This is a genomic window from Parasphingorhabdus marina DSM 22363 (assembly GCF_900128895.1).
GTDB classification, from domain to species: Bacteria; Pseudomonadota; Alphaproteobacteria; order Sphingomonadales; family Sphingomonadaceae; genus Parasphingorhabdus; species Parasphingorhabdus marina.
In genome coordinates this window covers 1757030-1773238 of record NZ_FSQW01000001.1, presented here as the reverse complement: position 1 = coordinate 1773238, position 16209 = coordinate 1757030, and the positions used below count along the sequence as shown (strand labels likewise).

Annotated in this window: 17 protein-coding genes; 4 read left to right on the top strand and 13 right to left on the bottom strand. The window is 48.6% G+C overall.

Going from position 1 to position 16209, the window contains the following annotated elements; genetic code table 11:
* Nucleotides 1–136 precede the first annotated feature (136 nt).
* Both BUQ90_RS08800 and BUQ90_RS08795 read right to left on the bottom strand, forming a co-directional pair.
* Nucleotides 137–1948, bottom strand: a complete 1812-nt coding sequence (locus BUQ90_RS08800; protein WP_074204626.1) for an FAD-dependent oxidoreductase — start codon at nt 1946–1948, stop codon at nt 137–139.
* A gap of 387 nt (nt 1949–2335) precedes the next feature.
* Nucleotides 2336–3238: a LysR substrate-binding domain-containing protein gene (locus BUQ90_RS08795; protein ID WP_074204625.1), complete on the bottom strand. Its 903-nt coding sequence runs from the start codon at nt 3236–3238 to the stop codon at nt 2336–2338.
* 179 nt (nt 3239–3417) lie between these two features.
* Here BUQ90_RS08795 and BUQ90_RS08790 point away from each other — a divergent pair, with 179 nt between their 5' ends.
* The 3 genes from BUQ90_RS08790 (at nt 3418) to BUQ90_RS08780 (ending at nt 5621) form a co-directional block, all read left to right on the top strand.
* Nucleotides 3418–4569, top strand: coding sequence for a muconate cycloisomerase family protein (locus tag BUQ90_RS08790; RefSeq protein ID WP_074204999.1), 1152 nt, complete (start codon nt 3418–3420; stop codon nt 4567–4569).
* Between the two features lie 91 nt (nt 4570–4660).
* Entirely contained in the window at nt 4661–5191 is a 531-nt protein-coding gene (locus BUQ90_RS08785) for a redoxin domain-containing protein (protein WP_074204624.1), read from the top strand.
* A gap of 124 nt (nt 5192–5315) precedes the next feature.
* Entirely contained in the window at nt 5316–5621 is a 306-nt protein-coding gene (locus tag BUQ90_RS08780) for a YciI family protein (RefSeq protein ID WP_143182769.1), read from the top strand.
* A gap of 157 nt (nt 5622–5778) precedes the next feature.
* On the opposite strand, the gene BUQ90_RS08775 is transcribed toward BUQ90_RS08780, so the two are convergent.
* The 11 genes from BUQ90_RS08775 to BUQ90_RS08725 all read right to left on the bottom strand — a co-directional run bounded on the left by BUQ90_RS08775 (nt 5779) and on the right by BUQ90_RS08725 (nt 15195).
* Nucleotides 5779–6405 (bottom strand): CoA transferase subunit B, encoded by a 627-nt coding sequence (locus tag BUQ90_RS08775; protein WP_074204622.1) that lies wholly within the window; start codon nt 6403–6405, stop codon nt 5779–5781.
* A 5-nt stretch (nt 6406–6410) separates the two neighbouring features.
* On the bottom strand, nt 6411–7112 hold the full coding sequence (locus BUQ90_RS08770) for a CoA transferase subunit A (RefSeq protein WP_074204621.1): 702 nt from the start codon (nt 7110–7112) through the stop codon (nt 6411–6413).
* A gap of 1 nt (nt 7113) precedes the next feature.
* The gene (nrtS, locus tag BUQ90_RS17985; protein ID WP_074204620.1) at nt 7114–7359 is read right to left on the bottom strand and encodes a nitrate/nitrite transporter NrtS; all 246 of its coding nucleotides are present in this window, start codon (nt 7357–7359) and stop codon (nt 7114–7116) included.
* 17 nt (nt 7360–7376) lie between these two features.
* Entirely contained in the window at nt 7377–8609 is a 1233-nt protein-coding gene (gene pcaF / locus BUQ90_RS08760; RefSeq protein ID WP_239447374.1) for a 3-oxoadipyl-CoA thiolase, read from the bottom strand.
* Nucleotides 8585–9667, bottom strand: coding sequence for a maleylacetate reductase (locus BUQ90_RS08755; protein WP_074204619.1), 1083 nt, complete (start codon nt 9665–9667; stop codon nt 8585–8587). Before BUQ90_RS08755 ends, pcaF begins: the two co-directional genes overlap by 25 nt.
* A complete protein-coding gene (locus tag BUQ90_RS08750) occupies nt 9664–10359 on the bottom strand; it encodes a dienelactone hydrolase family protein (RefSeq protein ID WP_074204618.1) in 696 nt (231 codons plus the stop codon). The genes BUQ90_RS08755 and BUQ90_RS08750 overlap by 4 nt, the downstream gene beginning before the upstream one ends.
* 52 nt (nt 10360–10411) lie before the next feature.
* Nucleotides 10412–11191, bottom strand: coding sequence for a dioxygenase family protein (locus BUQ90_RS08745; protein ID WP_074204617.1), 780 nt, complete (start codon nt 11189–11191; stop codon nt 10412–10414).
* Nucleotides 11192–11528: 337 nt separating this feature from the next.
* On the bottom strand, nt 11529–11849 hold the full coding sequence (locus BUQ90_RS08740; RefSeq protein WP_074204616.1) for a 2Fe-2S iron-sulfur cluster-binding protein: 321 nt from the start codon (nt 11847–11849) through the stop codon (nt 11529–11531).
* 124 nt (nt 11850–11973) lie between these two features.
* Nucleotides 11974–12810, bottom strand: a complete 837-nt coding sequence (fghA, locus tag BUQ90_RS08735; protein ID WP_074204997.1) for an S-formylglutathione hydrolase — start codon at nt 12808–12810, stop codon at nt 11974–11976.
* 12 nt (nt 12811–12822) lie between these two features.
* A complete protein-coding gene (locus BUQ90_RS08730; RefSeq protein WP_074204615.1) occupies nt 12823–14073 on the bottom strand; it encodes an NAD(P)/FAD-dependent oxidoreductase in 1251 nt (416 codons plus the stop codon).
* A gap of 15 nt (nt 14074–14088) precedes the next feature.
* On the bottom strand, nt 14089–15195 hold the full coding sequence (locus BUQ90_RS08725; RefSeq protein ID WP_074204614.1) for an S-(hydroxymethyl)glutathione dehydrogenase/class III alcohol dehydrogenase: 1107 nt from the start codon (nt 15193–15195) through the stop codon (nt 14089–14091).
* 104 nt (nt 15196–15299) lie between these two features.
* Here BUQ90_RS08725 and BUQ90_RS08720 point away from each other — a divergent pair, with 104 nt between their 5' ends.
* Nucleotides 15300–16205 (top strand): LysR family transcriptional regulator, encoded by a 906-nt coding sequence (locus BUQ90_RS08720; protein WP_074204613.1) that lies wholly within the window; start codon nt 15300–15302, stop codon nt 16203–16205.
* Nucleotides 16206–16209: the final 4 nt, after the last annotated feature.

The window sequence follows — 16209 nt, the reverse complement described above, 5'->3', positions numbered from 1 at the left end:
TTTTTCAACTCTAGTTGTTTTCGAATTTCTTTCTGTTTTTGACCGAGGTAACTCCCGGTATGTCAGCAGCAGTGCTTCGTCTTCAGAAACGCATTTACATTTGTTGACGGAACCTCAGATGGCATGCTGCATTCGCCTAAACGGCAACCTCCCCCTCTTTTTCCTCAATATCCGAAGCCTCGGCTGCTGGGCCGTCTTCCGCGCTTAGAATAGCTTTCATGGCATCCATTAGCGCCGCCGGGCCATCCGCTGACCAACCCTGCGCCCGCCAGGCAATATGATGATCTGGGCGTACAACGACCGCGCCAGATTCATCAATTTCGCGAACGCGCGACCATTCTCCATAAATGTCTTGAACCTCTCGCATCGCGCCGATCTGAATGACATTGATCTGCACGCCCAGAGCGTCGTGAACAGCCTTTGCAGCACCAATCCAGCCGGAGCCAGAAACGCCAGTCAAGATAGTGAATTTCGTTCCACCACATAGGTAGAGAAGCGATTGGCGTATCCCATTCACCGTGATCCATGCATGCGGCAAGCGGGCACCCGGATAGGTTGTTTGTTCGACAAAGACTTCTGGATCGCCTTTATATCCAGGATCTTCACTACCATCGTCTGCAACGGCTGAAGAACTGTAGCGATGCTGGATCTCTATACCAGGGTTATCGAAAACATCACGCGTGCCATAAATCGCCTTATCCAGCGCTGCACGCTTCGTTTTGCCTTCTTCGGAGTCATCCCCCATCGACATCATGGCCTTGCGCATCTGATCGGGTGTCTCTGCTTTATCTAGGCCAAGCGCCCCCATAATCTCGTAAAACCGAGAGATCGAACGGTTGGCTCCGGTCACAATTTGCTTGGCAACGGGCGCTCGCTCTTCCGAATAGCTGGAAAGCAATCCAGGCCCGGCCTGCCCCTTTAGGACCATCGAAATTTTCCAAGACAGATTGAAAGCATCCTGGATGGATGTGTTTGATCCAAGCCCCTTAGTGGGTGGGTGGCGATGAACAGCATCGCCCATGCAAAATACTCGGCCTTTGCTCAGCTTTGTGGCATATACTTCATTGACAGTCCAAAACGATATCGAGTCAATTGATACAGGAACACTATTGTCGCCAATTAGATTGTGAACAACTTTGATTGCTTTCGCTTCGTCTACGTCGGGCTGTCCAGCAGCCAAATCATAACCCCAGATCGCAAGCCAGCGGTTCCATGGCTCAACCATACGAACCACGCCCATGCCAAGTCCACCAACGTCGGACCCATCCTGCATTATCCAGTATAAAACGCTAGGGCGGTGCTCAACAAATCGGGACAGGTCAGCGTCGAATACGATATTCATCGAACCTTCCTTGCCCTGCACACCCTCAAGCGGAAGATCGGCGATCTTTGCGACAGTCGAATTCGCTCCGTCAGCGCCAATCAGATATTTGCAAAGCACGGCAAATTCTTCGCCGGTAAGACGGTTTTTCAACCTGGCAGAAACACCTTCGCTATCCTGTTTGTAATCCAGCAACTCGGTATGAAACATCACTTTCGCCCCGGCATGGGCCGCCGAACCGATCAAAACCTGCTCCATATAATTCTGGGTAATGTCACAATTCTCTTCTGGGCTGGCGATTGCGTAATTATGGGCCTGGTCAGGACACGTACCCCAAGTTCGAATACGACCTACCTCTAAGCCGGCAAGACTTGTGCAAAAGGTATTTTCGCCCATAAACTCTTTGGAGAATGAATGCTTTAGCGCTTCATCATAGACGCCCAAGTCGTGCAGAACTTCCATCGTCCTTGGATTGGTTATATGCGCCCGCGGGGTCCGAGCCGTCCATCCAAATTTGTTAATGACCAAAGCGTTCACGCCGTTTCTGGCAAGACTTAAGGCGGCAGCAGAACCTGCGGGCCCTGTGCCTACGACAAGCACATCTGTCTCCACGGTCGCCGCCATCATCGTCCTCTTGTTCCTAGTTGCTCTTATTTATCGCTACCTAATTGGGAACTTCCGTTTGCCGACGCCAATACCTTGTTGATCACAAATCGATACCGAAACCCAATCGGTTCGACTTGAAAGTTAGAGTGCTGGATAATCGCTATGAGAAGGAATGACGTGTGGCACGCAATTGGCATTAAGCAGATCAGATAGTCGGATACTTCGGAAAGCTGACGCTCAATTTGCAGGGGCACGAAGAGGGTCGCCCTGTTCCGGAACAGAGCGTATCGAAACTGAATCGCAATCGCCAGGATCGGTCGGGTGACTCAGCGCTACAAACTTGGACAGTGAAATTCTATAAGGACAGGAGATTCAGTGTGGCGCTGGTCCTTTCGATCTCAGCCTTACCTAGATTTCAATTTTTGCGGAAGATTCCTGAAAGTGTTGGATTGAATGAATAAGTTTTCTCAAATGTGGACTGGTATCCGATTTGCGATAAATAATACTGATTGGACAGTCATCTGAAAGTGCCGCGAGTTTGACGAATCGCACACCAAACCAGCGCATTTCCGTAACTGAATTGGGAACTATCATTGCACCAGTGCCAATAGCGACCTGCATCAGGCCCGCCCGAATGTCTTCTGAAACATTTGCCACTTCGGGATCAACACCCTCTCTCTTCAAAATTGCCAAAATCTCATCAGCAAAATTGGGACGGCCAGAAGCCGGAAACAATATGAGTGGTATTTGGCTGAAAACCGAATGCCAGTTAGAATTATCAATCTCCATTGAAAAGTCCGCTGGAAGACAAAGCGCCATTCCTTCATTGAAAATATGCTCTACGCACAGATCATGCTCCTGATTGTAATAACGTCCAAAGCCAATATGAATTTGGCCGGTCTTGAGCGCATCCATCTGTTCCTTTTTTGATAGTCTATGGAGATAAAGTTCCAGACCAGGATTTTCGCCTTTAAAAAGCTTCAATATCTTGGGAAGCAAAAGATATGATGGCGTTCCAAAATAGCCGATTTCTAAAGTTCCAATCTCGCCTCTTTGCGCTGCCTGACCTCGCTCGACTCCGATTTTCACCTGATTCAAAATCTTCCGTGCATCTTCCAAAAACGCCTGCCCTGCAGATGTCAACTCGGAGCCTTTGCTCGTTCGCTTGAACAAAACGACACTCATCTCATCTTCTAGTTTTTTGATTTGGCGAGTTATCGGGGGTTGTGAGACATTCAATTTCTGAGCGGCTAAACCAAAGTTTCGCTCTTCGGCCACAGCCACAAAGTATCTCAATTGCCGTAGTTCCATGTAACCAAACTCCAATCTAGATATACCAATATGGTATGGATTAGGCCTTGCCAATATAAAATAGGTATCCTTCGCTATTAATACGTATTCGGTATCCACATGGGCGACAGATGGTATTTTACCAAAAATGCAGATGGTATCAGGCTACAATGGAAGTTCGCGCAATTTTTGGAGGCGCTATGAGCAACTATAAAATAAGATCTGTTGAGACTATAATCATAGACCTTCCCCTGCACAGGATCCAAAAATTTGCAGCAGTTGGAGCACGGACCACTGCGGTCGTTTTAATCCGTATTACTACTGAGGATGGTTTGGAAGGTATTGGTGAGTGCTGCACTCCATCCGGGCCCTGGTGGGCTGGAGAAAGCGTTGAATCAATCAAATTGATGATTGACGATCACATTACTCCTCAAATTGTTGGAGAGGATGTCTTCAATATTCGAGGAATTGTTCGAAAAGTCGACAGGGTTCTTTTTGGAAATGCATTTGCCAAGGCCGGTGTTGAAATGGCTTTTCTTGATCTGCAAGGCAAGATCGCAAATATTCCTGTGTGCAACATATTAGGCGGCAAGCAGCGAAGTTCATTGCAATGTTCATGGCCATTAGCCACTGGTTTGGCCGAGGCTGAAATAGAAGAAGCTGAAAGTCAGATTGCCAGCGGCCGGTTCAACCTGTTCAAATTGAAGATGGGATTTCTTGATCCCGAACAGGATGTCGCGCGGGCTTGTACAGTAGCGCGTAGCTTAGAAGGCAAGGCCAAGGTGAGAGCTGATCCAAATGAAAGTTGGGATGAGGCAACGTGCAAATGGGCAATACCCAAAATGGAAAATGCTGGCATCGATATGATCGAGCAGCCAGTGGCTCGATGGAATTTTGACGGTACGGCGCGCATAACGGAAAGGTCCAACTCAGCCATCATGATGGACGAGAGCGTTTGCACCGTTCAAGATATGCTCCGCATAGCACAACTCCATGCCTGTGACCTAGTCTCCCTGAAGATTATGAAATCAGCCGGGCTTTGGAATTCACGGAGAATTGCTGACATTGCTCTGTCGAGTGGAATCTCTATTTATATGGGAACATTTTTAGAGTGCTCAATTGGCACCGCAGCAGGTATGCAGCTAGCGGCCACTTTAGAATCATTACCTTATGGAGGGGAATTATCTGGTCCCTGTTTGATTGCAGAAGACATTGCAGTTAGGCCCGCAAGATATGAGAATTTTGAACTCCAGCTCGAAGATGGAGTGGGATTGGCTGTCGAAGTTGACGAAGACAAAGTCAGCGCTTTGCGACGAGATCGCAACTATACTGTGCATGCAGCGTCAGGTTGATAGATAGAAGCTAGTGGAATTATCGAGCCTGTTGTCTGGAAAATTCTAATTTCACCGCAAGCGGCAGCCTGAAACGACAAAGAACGAATTCATGACCATGCACTCCACATTGCTTCCTGGGCAGATTGCTCCAGATCTTATCGTGCCAAAAGTTGGTGGAGGCAATTGGAGCCTTGCCGATACTGAATCCGAAAATTTCGTTATAATCGATTTTTATCGCGGTTGGCACTGTCCCCGGTGCAAGCTTCATATTCTTGATCTGAAAACCAAGTTGGCGCGTTTTGAAGATAGGGGGGTTGCTTGTGTGGCAATCTCTATGGATGCGCAAGATCGCGCAGAACGGGCAGTCGCCGAATGGGGCTTGGAAGGAATGGAGATTGGATATGAACTCAGTGAAGAACAGGCGAGAGCCTGGGGCTTATATTTGACCGATGCCATAAATGAGTGCGAACCTCGACGATTTAGCGAACCTGCTACAATCATGGTCTTTCCGAAAACAGGCGAAATTTACTCGGTGGTGTACGGGTCCAATCCGTTCAACCGAATTCATGCTACGGACGTCTTGGAAGGCTTAGATGCCGTGTTGGCGCGAAATTACCCTGCCCGGGGCTCCGCAATCTGATGACCGCGCTATCGCGTGCAGACATGATTGGTATCGCCATCAACCCATATTTCGGTTCAATCAACACGCAGCAAGTCAAACAGTCGTAACCTGGTGATCGCAGCGAAATAAGGGAGCTACAGACGTGTTTTTTTGTATCAAGACGACTATGACGGGAAAAAAGCCAACAGAGGAAGAGCAGTCCGCTCATAGACGATTTCTTAGCGAGAGTCGCGACATACTGCTGGCAGCAGGCCCAACTTTTGATGAAAATAATAGCTTTCCGGAGGGATCTATATTCCTGATTGAAGCGCATGATTTTACGGAAGCTCACGCTTTCGCCGAAAGCGACCCCTATTATGGTGCCGGAATTCGCGCAAAAATCGACGTTTCCCGCTGGGCGCCAGTTGGTTATGGCAGATCTTACCCTGTTAATCCAACTGATCTCTAGGGTGAATGAGTTTGAATATTCAATGCGAGTTCAAGCTTTCTAAGTTTGGTCTCGCCAAACACATCAGCGAAGCTTGCTGAGATACTCATAGGATGGGATAGAATATCGCCTATTTCCCTCAGCTGATTTTTGTACAATGGCGACGTCGCTCAATCGCTTAGACGATATTAGCCTCTGTTTTCGCTCTAACTTCTTCCTCCGTGACACCGGGTGCCAGTTCTGCGATTTTCAAACCATCGCCCAGCACGTCAAACACACCCAGATCACTGATGATCCTATCGACGCAGCCTTTTCCGGTAAGCGGCAAACTGCATTTCTTCAGGAGCTTGGCATCGCCAGATTTTGTGGTGTGATCGGTAATGACCACCACACGCTGGACGCCAGCGACCAAGTCCATCGCACCACCCATTCCCTTGACCATTTTTCCGGGTATCATCCAGTTGGCTAAGTCACCATTTTGGGCAACTTCCATCGCTCCCAGGATCGCAATATTGATATGTCCGCCGCGTATCATGCCAAAGCTATCAGCAGACGAAAAATAAGAACTTTCATCACGTTCGGTGATGGTTTGCTTTCCCGCATTGATTAAGTCCGGGTCTTCCTCCCCTGGAAGAGGAAACGGGCCCATAGCCAACATGCCGTTTTCTGATTGCAAAACTACCTTCATGTCTTCCGGTATATGGTTGGCAACCAGAGTTGGGATGCCAATCCCGAGGTTAACATAAAAGCCGTCTTCGAGCTCCGCAGCTGCTTTGCTAGCCATATCATCTCTATTCCAGGGCATGCGGATCAGCCTTCTTCTCTGTTAGTCACAAACTCTATGCGCTTGGGAATGGTCGACTTGACGATGCGTTGGACAAATATCCCGGGTATGTGAACATGGTCCGGATCGATTTCTCCAGCTGGCACAATTTCTTCCACCTCAACAATGGTGATTTTTCCCGAGGCGGCCATCATCGGATTGAAATTCCGTGCCGTTTTGCGAAACACAAGATTGCCTTCCTCATCGGCAATCTCCGCCCTGATTAGCGCAAGATCAGCCCTGATACCTCGCTCCTGTACAAAAGTTTCACCGTCAAACTTCTCATGCGGTTTTCCTTCTGCAACCAGCGTTCCAACACCTGTACGCGTATAGAATGCGGGAATACCCGCACCGCCTGCACGAAGCCTTTCGGACATTGTTCCTTGCGGACTAAATTCCAGATCAATGTCGCCGTTCAAATAGGCTTTTTCGAACGTCTTGTTGTTCCCAACATAAGACGAGATCATCTTGGCGATCTGCCCTTTTTCAATAAGTTTAGCCAGCCCGATTCCATCGATTCCTGCATTGTTAGAAACGACGGTAAGTTTATTGACTTCCGTCTCGCATAGGGCATCGATCAGGCTTTCCGGCATTCCGCAAAGCCCAAACCCGCCACATGCCACGAGCATGCCATTTTCACAGATTCCCTTTAGAGCTTCATGAGGAGAAGCAAATATCTTAGATTTCATTCTATTTATCCGTGACCAGATGGATGACATCCTTCCGGGCGAGATCCATCAGAAATGCAGCTGTTGAGTATGATGAGACAGAATATGGTACCAGGTAAGTAAGCGGAATTTTCCACCAAACAGGCCAATTGCCTGTGGCGATATTATCGCCGTGGTTGAGAGCGATTAACAATGTGCCAACAACGATCGCAACTTTGATTGCCCGAACCACAGTAACGCGTGCAATCAGAGCATCCTTAATATGCATAGGTGCATCTGCCGAATTCACACAGCCTCCAAAGACAGTGCGGTTCCTTGACCAACACCAACACACATAGTCGCAAGGGCACGATTCCCCCCCCTCCGCTTCAATTCCCTTGCGGCAGTGAGGGCCAAGCGAGCGCCGCTCATGCCCAGAGGGTGGCCCAGCGCTATGGCGCCTCCATTGGGATTAACATGTTCCGCATCATCTTCTAAGCCGAGTTCTCTGAGAACGGCCAATGCCTGGGCAGCGAACGCTTCGTTTAATTCAACCACATCGAAATCTGAGATAGTTCGAGATTGTTTGGCCAGCAATTTCCTTACTGCTGGAACCGGGCCGACACCCATTACTCGTGGGGCAACTCCTGCGCTAACCATGCCTGATATGCGCGCAATGGGGTTTAGACCGTGTCTTTTTACAGCCTCATCTGAAACTATCAACATGGCTGCAGCGCCATCATTGACACCTGATGCATTTCCAGCGGTTACAGATCCACCTTTTCGGAATGGCGCTTTAAGCGAAGATAGTTTTTCAAGCGTGGTATCGACACGGATATGTTCGTCATGCTCCATCACCGACATGCTATTTTTTCTTCCGGCTATCTCCAATGGAGTAATTTCTTCTGAGAAAATGCCAGATTTTTGGGCATTGCCTGCCCGCTGCTGAGATCGCAGGGCAAAGGAATCTTGGTCTTCCCGGGAAACACCATAATCCTCCGCGACATTTTCTGCAGTTTCTGGCATGCTATCTGTACCAAATTTTTCGTCCATCCTGCGGTTGATAAATCGCCAACCGATTGTTGTGTCGAAAACTTCAGCATTACGCGACCATGCTGCATCTGACTTACCCATTACGAATGGCGCCCTACTCATTGACTCTACGCCACCAGCCACAATCAAATCGGCGTCTCCAGAGACAATGGCCTGTGCGGCCGTTCCCACAGCCACCAGGCCGGAAGCGCACAATCGATTAACGGTAACTCCAGGAACATTTTCGGGCAGCCCTGCAAGCAACGCAGACATGCGAGCAACATTTCGATTGTCCTCACCCGCCTGATTGGCACATCCCAGAATCACATCATCAATCTGACTGGTATCAAGCCCTGAACAGCTTTCGATCACAGATTTAATGGCCGCCGCCGCCAGATCATCGGGCCGGACCGCAGCGAGGCCGCCGCCGTACCTGCCAATTGGCGTACGGATATTCTCGCACAAAAAGGCGTGTCTTTGCGTCAAGATGGTCTGTTTCCGTGCCAAGCGCTCTCCAGAAGCTGAGTGAGCCCCTCTGCCTCCAACTCGCGCGGATTAAAGTAAGGATTGTCGAGCGTGGATCTCACCGCTGAAGCGATACCTTCGGCCGGCATTCCGAGTTCGCGAAGCGATACAGGCGCGCCGCCTTGCTTGGCGATGTCATATAATCTGCCCGCAGGATCATCGGTTCCCATTGCACGTTTCAAGCGATCCATTGGTTCGGCGATTGCTGGCGCATTATACGCCAGTGCATGCGGCAGAACCACGGTATGCGTTTCTGCATGTGGCAGATCAAAGCTTCCGCCAAGCACATGACACAGCTTATGATGCAATGCGACACCGCCGAGCCCAAGGCATGTTCCGCAAAGCCATGCCCCGTATAGAGCATCGGTTCTTGCTTCAAGCAACTCTTCACCCGCAATAGTTTGGCCGGCTTCCGAAAGCTTGCCCAAAGCGCTGACCATCGATGAAACTGCTTCTTCGGCGAGCATGCATAGCACCGGGTTTGCAGATTCCGAATATAGCGCTTCAACAGCATGCGCCACCGCATTCATACCGCTCGCCAAAGTCATAGAGTGCGGCAGGGATAATGTATAATTGACGTCATACAGAACCGTTTCCGGCAGCACTTTGGGAGATGAAAGCGTTTTCTTCACACCTCCTTCTGTCTGGCCCAAAATCGGGGTCATTTCAGACCCCGCATAACTGGTTGGAATAACTATTTGTGGTGCGTCATTTCGATATGCGATCGCTTTGCCCAAGCCGATCGTAGACCCTCCACCGCAAGAAACTATTCCATCAGCCCCACATTCTGCGAAAACGCGCATAGTATCTTCGGTAACGGTAACCGGCGTGTGCATTTGGGCGTTCGAGCAAAGTCCCGCTGCCCGGCCCCCCAGCCGCTCGACAATTTCCCGACCCTGTTCTTGTTGTGCGCTTGTTGTCAAAACGAGAGCTCGGTTAATGCCAAGCGCCTCTGCTTCATCCTCCAGTTTAGCAATCGTTCCAACTCCAAAAACCACTCTGGCCGGATTGGAATTGTAGATGAAATTTCGACTGCTCATCCAGCGACGTTCTCAATGTGTCGCAAAGCATCCTCAGCCACTGCCTTTAGTTCAGCCTGGTCGCTATCCAGGAGAGGCAAGAAATTGTGACCTACGCCTTCATAGATTGTCAGGTTCATGGCCGGAACATTTGGTGTCATCTCAGCCAATCGGCCTATATTATCTTTTCCGACAGACTCGTCATCCGCTCCAAGCAACATGCTGAAAGGTTGCTCAACATCGGAAAGATATTCGAACGGGACAGGCAAGGCGTCTTGATTTGGCAATCCCTGAGGGAATCCATAAAGACCAAGTAGATCCGCCCTCACCCCTCTCCGCGCAAGTTCAAAGACATATAGACCACCCAAACAGAAGCCAATGACGCCATCAATCGCCACATCGGCACAAAAATCTTCGAAAGAATCGAGAAACGTTTTGTCCGCAACCCTGTTCCTACGTGCAAATGCAGCCTCACGAGTTTGCTCGGACAGATCACCTAAACCGGCAAAGGTATCCACAAGATATACTTGCTTGCCCTTTTGGGCCAAGTGGGCGGATAAGCCTTGATAGAACTCGTTGCATCCATAGATATCAGGCAAAATCGCAACAGACTTACCCGATGAATCCCCAAACCGATAACCAGAAACGCCCTGATCAAACGGGGTAGGAGTTGTCGGTTCCGGGAACGCCTCTACCGCCTGCCCATGACACATTTACAGTCTCCATTGACTTCAAGAAAGAACCTAAATTTCCATTTAGGGAAGATCAGGCAGCTTGTTTTTCCGAAACTTTTTCAATGAATAAATCTGTTTCGAGAACCCGTTTTCCGTCTTCGATAACTTTGTCAAAAACGAACTCCTGTGGAACGGTTCCCTCACAGCAATCATCATGAACATATTCGCCTTCGGCAAAATAAAGCTGCGTAATGAGGTCACGATACCCCTCATGACGGACCTTGATATGAACATGTGCTGGCCGCCAACTGTGGCGCCCCATTGCCTTCAGCATTGCACCTACCGGCCCATTATCTTTGATACGATATGGAACCGGAACTGTGCTTTCAAAGCGGAAATGTCCATTTTCATCTGTGCGGACTTTACCACGATAGTGATCCACCGGCACACCCTCATGAATTCCGCCATATTTCCCATCAGGAGTCGCATTCCACATATCAACCAGAACGCCAGGCATTGCAGCGCCGTCGACATCGCGCACCGTTCCGCGCACGATCAGCGGTTCGTCATTCTCATAGCCGTCCATCAGCTTCATTTTCCCGTCCTCAAGCATCGGCGATTCATCCAGGAAGTAGGGGCCCTCCATATCTTGGAGAGAAGCTTTGCTGTGGGCATTCTCATTGATCACGCGGCACATGGTTGCATTCAAAAAGAGATCGATAAACAAAGCCAGCTCGCCCGCATCGGCAACTTTCATCATATAGCCGACAGCTGCGCGATATTCTTCGTAGGAAACTTTTTCTTCCCTTACGCCGTCACGAACCTTCTCAACAATTGTAGAAACAACTTGATCTAAGCGATTATTGGCCATGGCAACATCCTCTCTTTAGCAGATTTGTGTGAAAATTATCGCCAACTCGCCATACCGTCCAATACCTATTATCTCGTTAGGAAATACGCAATTGATATGGCTGACATATTACGTGTTTCGAATGCCAAAAAATGGATTACACTTTGAACGGCCCGCTCATCATTGACCCTTTAAGAACTTACGGATTGATGTGGCTATTTTCTCCGTCGCAATTGACCTTACCTAAACTCCAGTCGATTGGCGCTTTGCACGCAAAGGAGAATACTCCTTCAGCCCCTGCGATGCCATATAGCTTTCCGGAGCATGAGTGGATCAGGGTCACAGCAGGTCACCAACTTCAATATTGAGATTCTGGTAGACGAACCACCAGGCCGTCCAAATCATCTGTTATTGTGATCTGACAACTTAAGCGGCTATTTGGTTCGGGGGACGGCACAAAATCCAACAGGCTTCTTTCCATGTCATCAACAGGTCCTGTTTTTTCAAACCATTCTTCTTGTATATAGCAATGACAAGTGGCGCAGCTACAAGCGCCACCACATTCTGCAACTATAGCTTCGATATCATTATTAACAGCAGCCTGCATAACCGACTGCCCGTTTTGGGCAGTAACTTTATGTTCAGTTCCATCATGTTCAATATATGTTATTTGAGGCATTTTTATTCTTCTTTTATTCTAACATAAAAATTCAAATTTTGCTTGTCGAAGAAAAATATCAAATTTTATCCATAAGGAGTTCCATAATGGTCTTTCACGACGTTACATTATCAGTATTTACTGGTCATGACTGTGCCAATAATCGTTTAGAGTGCCACTCAATATGATCAGTTAGAAAGGTCGAGATGAAATAGTAGCTATGGTCATATCCTTCGTGCCGGCGCAGGCGAAGATTAATATTTGTATCTTTGCAAGCCTCTTCGAGCAGATTTGGTTTCAACTGCTCACTCAAGAACTCATCAGCCAACCCTTGATCAATCAGCAACGCATCTGGTGTCGCTCCTTTTTTGATTAGTTCGCAACTGTCATATTCTGCCCACGCCGCCTGATCACCGCCTAGATAACTAGACAATGCTGCTTCTCCCCAAGGGCAGTTCATGGGAGAAGTGATAGGCGCGAAGGCAGAAATGGAACGAAATTTGCCAGGGTTTCGCAACCCTATCATCAACGCGCCATGCCCCCCCATAGAATGCCCCGTTATACCTTGGCGGGAAGTATCTGCCATTAAAAATTCTCGCGCGACAAGTTCAGGCAGCTCATTCTCAACATAGCTTTTCATTTGAAAATGCTCTTTCCATGGAGCTTGTGTGGCATCTATATAAAAACTGGCCCCTTGCCCCATCGAATAGGTCTCTCCGTTAGCAACGGATTCGCCGCGGGGGCTGGTGTCTGGTGCAACAAAAATAATGCCATGTTCTGCGCAGGCTTTCCGATATTCACCTTTTTCAGTCACATTGGCATGGCTACAGGTCAGGCCTGATAGATACCATAAAACAGGAAAGGGACCATCGCCGTGCGGCACAAAAACTGAGAACAGCATCTCCGTTTTCGTTGCGATGGACGGATGGGAGCACACATATTGTGTTCCGTGATGCGATTTATTGGCGGATATTGTTTCCATCGACCACGCCACCTAGATAAACTCCGCAATGATGTCTTTAAGCGAGTGCTCCATATCCGCGATCATACTAGGCGAGACTTTTGCCTTGGCCGAAATGAGACGTTTGGCGGACATAAATTCCGGTGGGCTGTTAATTGCATCCGCAGCTAACATGACATCATTTTTGAAGTAAAAGACGGCGAATTTCTCACTCTCGTAATCTCCCCGAATGACATAATCATCATAACCTGTGAACAAGCCTGCGATTTGTAATTTTACGTTATATTGATCGGACCAGAACCAAGGGCAATCTATCTTCGGGCTGGGTTTATCTAGAATGGACGCCGCAACCTGCTTTCCCTGCTCTATCGCGTTGTGGACACTCTCTAGGCGCCCTAAACGACTAAAGGGCTGGATCAGGCGTTTCGCACAATCACCGGCGGCATAAACCCCGGGGAGGTTTGTACGCCCTCTTTCATCGACTAAAATGCCGTCTTCACAAGCTACCCCGGCCTCTGCGGCCACCTCGATATTCGGCAAGATGCCAATGCCGATCAATAAAGCATCGCAGGGCAAAACGTCTCCGTTGGAAAGCGTAACACTAACTGCCTTGCCCTCTGATTCATTGATGGATGATGTTGCGCAGTTGGTTCTAATTGTGACGCCATGAGAGTTATGAAGCTTTTCATAAAAACTGCTGATGACTGGGCTTGTGACGCGGGAGAGGACTCGATCTGCCGCCTCCAATACTGTAACATTCGTACCTAAGCTATTCGCGACGGCGGCCGTCTCCAGGCCGATATAGCCCGCCCCAATAATAACCAGATTTTTACGGGGGCCTACATGTGGCCGCAATGCATCGACATCGGAAAGGTCTCGTAAGCCAAAAACATTTTCAAGCTCAGCACCCTTCATTGGCAGGCGTCTATTGCGGGAACCCGTTGCAAAAACAAGGTGGTCGAACCCGATCGTCCTTCCGTCATTTGTCATGGCAGACTGTTTTACGGTACTTACGGAATCAATCGAGGTGCTGGTTAGCACTTCGACATTCTGCATTTCATACCAGGCTGAATTTTTGAAATAGAGATTTTCTCTCTCTAGCTCACCTTTCAAATAGGTTTTTGAGAGAGGTGGACGCTGATAGGGCAGGAACGGTTCATCGCCAGCGATTACGATCTGACCTTCAAATCCGCCTTGGCGCAGCGACGTAGCTGTTTGCGCAGCTGCTTGTCCTGCGCCAATGATCAGCACAGCTTCTTCGGACAGGTTTCGATCTGCTTCCATTTAGCGGCGCCAGCGTTAAAATAGCACTACGCTGCGGATGCTTTTGCCCTCGTGCATCAAATCGAAAGCATCATTGATTTTCTCAAGTCCCATGACATGGGTGATCATGGGATCAATTTGAATTTTTCCTTGCATATACCAGTCGACGATCTTGGGCACATCAGTTCTGCCTTTCGCCCCACCAAAGGCACTGCCCCTCCAATTTCGACCGGTCACAAGCTGGAATGGACGCGTTGCGATTTCTTTACCTGCCTCAGCAACGCCGATAATAACGCTTGTCCCCCAACCGCGATGACAGCATTCAAGGGCTTGCCTCATGGCTTCAGTATTGCCGGTGCAATCAAATGAATAATCCGCACCGCCGTCCGTCAATTCCACAATAAGGTCGACGACATCAGTTATTTCACGAGGATTGATAAAATCCGTCATGCCAAATTTCTCGGCCCATTTCTTCTTGGAAGGATTGAGATCCACCCCAATAATCTTGTCCGCACCAACCATTTTTGCGCCTTGAATGACATTCAGACCAATTCCGCCAAGGCCAAAAACAACGACATTGTCGCCAGCTTGCACTTTAGCAGTATTCGTCACAGCGCCTACGCCAGTCGTGACACCGCAACCGACGTAGCAAGCTTTTTCAAATGGCGCGTCTTCGCGAATTTTTGCGACTGCAATTTCCGGCAAAACAGTAAAGTTAGAAAAGGTTGAACAGCCCATGTAATGATAGATAGGCCGACCGTTATATGAAAAGCGCGTTGTCCCGTCTGGCATTACACCCTTGCCCTGAGTGGCCCGAATGGCTGTGCATAGGTTGGTTTTGCCGGAAAGACAGCTCTTACACTGACGACATTCAGGCGTGTAAAGCGGGATAACATGATCGCCAGGCTTCACGCTTTCCACGCCCGGCCCCACTTCTCGTACAATACCTGCGCCTTCATGCCCTAAGATACTTGGGAAAATCCCTTCACTGTCTAAACCATCAAGCGTGTAGGCATCGGTATGACAAATGCCTGTCGCCATAATTTCGACCAGCACTTCTCCATGTTTGGGGCCTTCAAGGTCTAATTCCACAATTTCTAGAGGTTTTTTGGCTTCAAACGCCACCGCTGCACGCGTTTTCATAATTGTTCTCATGGTTCATAATCAGTGTTTCTAGTCCTAGACTAATGTCATAAATGAAATAAAGTGCGATTTTTGAAATACATTAATGCAATAATGGGATAATCATGAAAGCTTGGCGAGGTTTGGAAGAGTTTGTTGCAGTTGCTAAGGCGGGATCCTTCACAGGAGCCGCGAAAAATTTACGCGTCTCATCATCTCACGTCAGCAGGGCCATTGCCTCTTTTGAGCAAAGACTTGGGGGGCCTCTATTTATCAGATCAACGCGTCAGGTCAGATTGACTGATATAGGCCAATCATTGTTACCCCAGTGCGAGCGTTTAGTGCAGGAGCGAAATGAAATCTATGCAATGGCTTCCGGGTCAGGAGAGCCACGTGGACATCTCAGGGTTACCTGTTCAACTTCAATCGGGGAAAAGTTCATAGCTTCAATTCTAATGAAATACGCTGACCTCTATTCTAACGTTTCTATAGATATGTACCTGACCAATAGAGTGCTTGATATCGCGGGTGAGGGCTATGATATCGCGATCAGAACAGGAAACATGAAGGACTCCCGGCTGTTAAGAACAAGAGTGGCCGTACGAAATCTGGTTGTTTGCGGCTCGCCAAATTATCTTGAAAAGAGAGGGTTTCCGAAATCAATAGAGGATCTCGCCAATCATGATTGTTTAGTTGGCACTCAACCCACTTGGCATTTCAAGGACCAAAATGGAGAACGGACTTGGAACGTGAAAGGTCGATGGAGGGCTAATAGCGGCCAGGCGCTTTTGGATGCCTGCCTCTCGGGTTTAGGTCTTTCCCAACTTCCTTATTATTATGTTGCTAACGATGTGCTCACAGGTCGGTTGAAGCCTGTATTGGAAGTCTATCAAAAATTGGCTGAACCCATTTGGGCTGTTTATCCGCAGCAGCGACATGTGCTTCCAAAAGTATCCAGATTTGTGGAGTTGCTGGGAACCGATCTTCAGCCAGCAATGGACATAGTTGCGGTACAAAATTCCAAAAATTAAACTG

Excerpts from the sequence above, each read along its gene's own strand:
- BUQ90_RS08795 (WP_074204625.1), bottom strand. The coding sequence starts at position 3,238 with ATGGAACTACGGCAATTGAGATACTTTGTGGCTGTGGCCGAAGAGCGA.
- BUQ90_RS08770 (WP_074204621.1), bottom strand. The coding sequence starts at position 7,112 with ATGAAATCTAAGATATTTGCTTCTCCTCATGAAGCTCTAAAGGGAATC.
- BUQ90_RS08720 (WP_074204613.1), top strand. The coding sequence starts at position 15,300 with ATGAAAGCTTGGCGAGGTTTGGAAGAGTTTGTTGCAGTTGCTAAGGCG.
- BUQ90_RS08775 (WP_074204622.1), bottom strand. The coding sequence starts at position 6,405 with ATGCCCTGGAATAGAGATGATATGGCTAGCAAAGCAGCTGCGGAGCTC.
- fghA (WP_074204997.1), bottom strand. The coding sequence starts at position 12,810 with ATGGAAACAATATCCGCCAATAAATCGCATCACGGAACACAATATGTG.
- BUQ90_RS08790 (WP_074204999.1), top strand. The coding sequence starts at position 3,418 with ATGAGCAACTATAAAATAAGATCTGTTGAGACTATAATCATAGACCTT.
- BUQ90_RS08800 (WP_074204626.1), bottom strand. The coding sequence starts at position 1,948 with ATGATGGCGGCGACCGTGGAGACAGATGTGCTTGTCGTAGGCACAGGG.
- nrtS (WP_074204620.1), bottom strand. The coding sequence starts at position 7,359 with ATGCATATTAAGGATGCTCTGATTGCACGCGTTACTGTGGTTCGGGCA.
- BUQ90_RS08750 (WP_074204618.1), bottom strand. The coding sequence starts at position 10,359 with ATGTGTCATGGGCAGGCGGTAGAGGCGTTCCCGGAACCGACAACTCCT.
- BUQ90_RS08785 (WP_074204624.1), top strand. The coding sequence starts at position 4,661 with ATGACCATGCACTCCACATTGCTTCCTGGGCAGATTGCTCCAGATCTT.
- BUQ90_RS08725 (WP_074204614.1), bottom strand. The coding sequence starts at position 15,195 with ATGAAAACGCGTGCAGCGGTGGCGTTTGAAGCCAAAAAACCTCTAGAA.
- BUQ90_RS08755 (WP_074204619.1), bottom strand. The coding sequence starts at position 9,667 with ATGAGCAGTCGAAATTTCATCTACAATTCCAATCCGGCCAGAGTGGTT.
- BUQ90_RS08730 (WP_074204615.1), bottom strand. The coding sequence starts at position 14,073 with ATGGAAGCAGATCGAAACCTGTCCGAAGAAGCTGTGCTGATCATTGGC.
- BUQ90_RS08745 (WP_074204617.1), bottom strand. The coding sequence starts at position 11,191 with ATGGCCAATAATCGCTTAGATCAAGTTGTTTCTACAATTGTTGAGAAG.
- BUQ90_RS08740 (WP_074204616.1), bottom strand. The coding sequence starts at position 11,849 with ATGCCTCAAATAACATATATTGAACATGATGGAACTGAACATAAAGTT.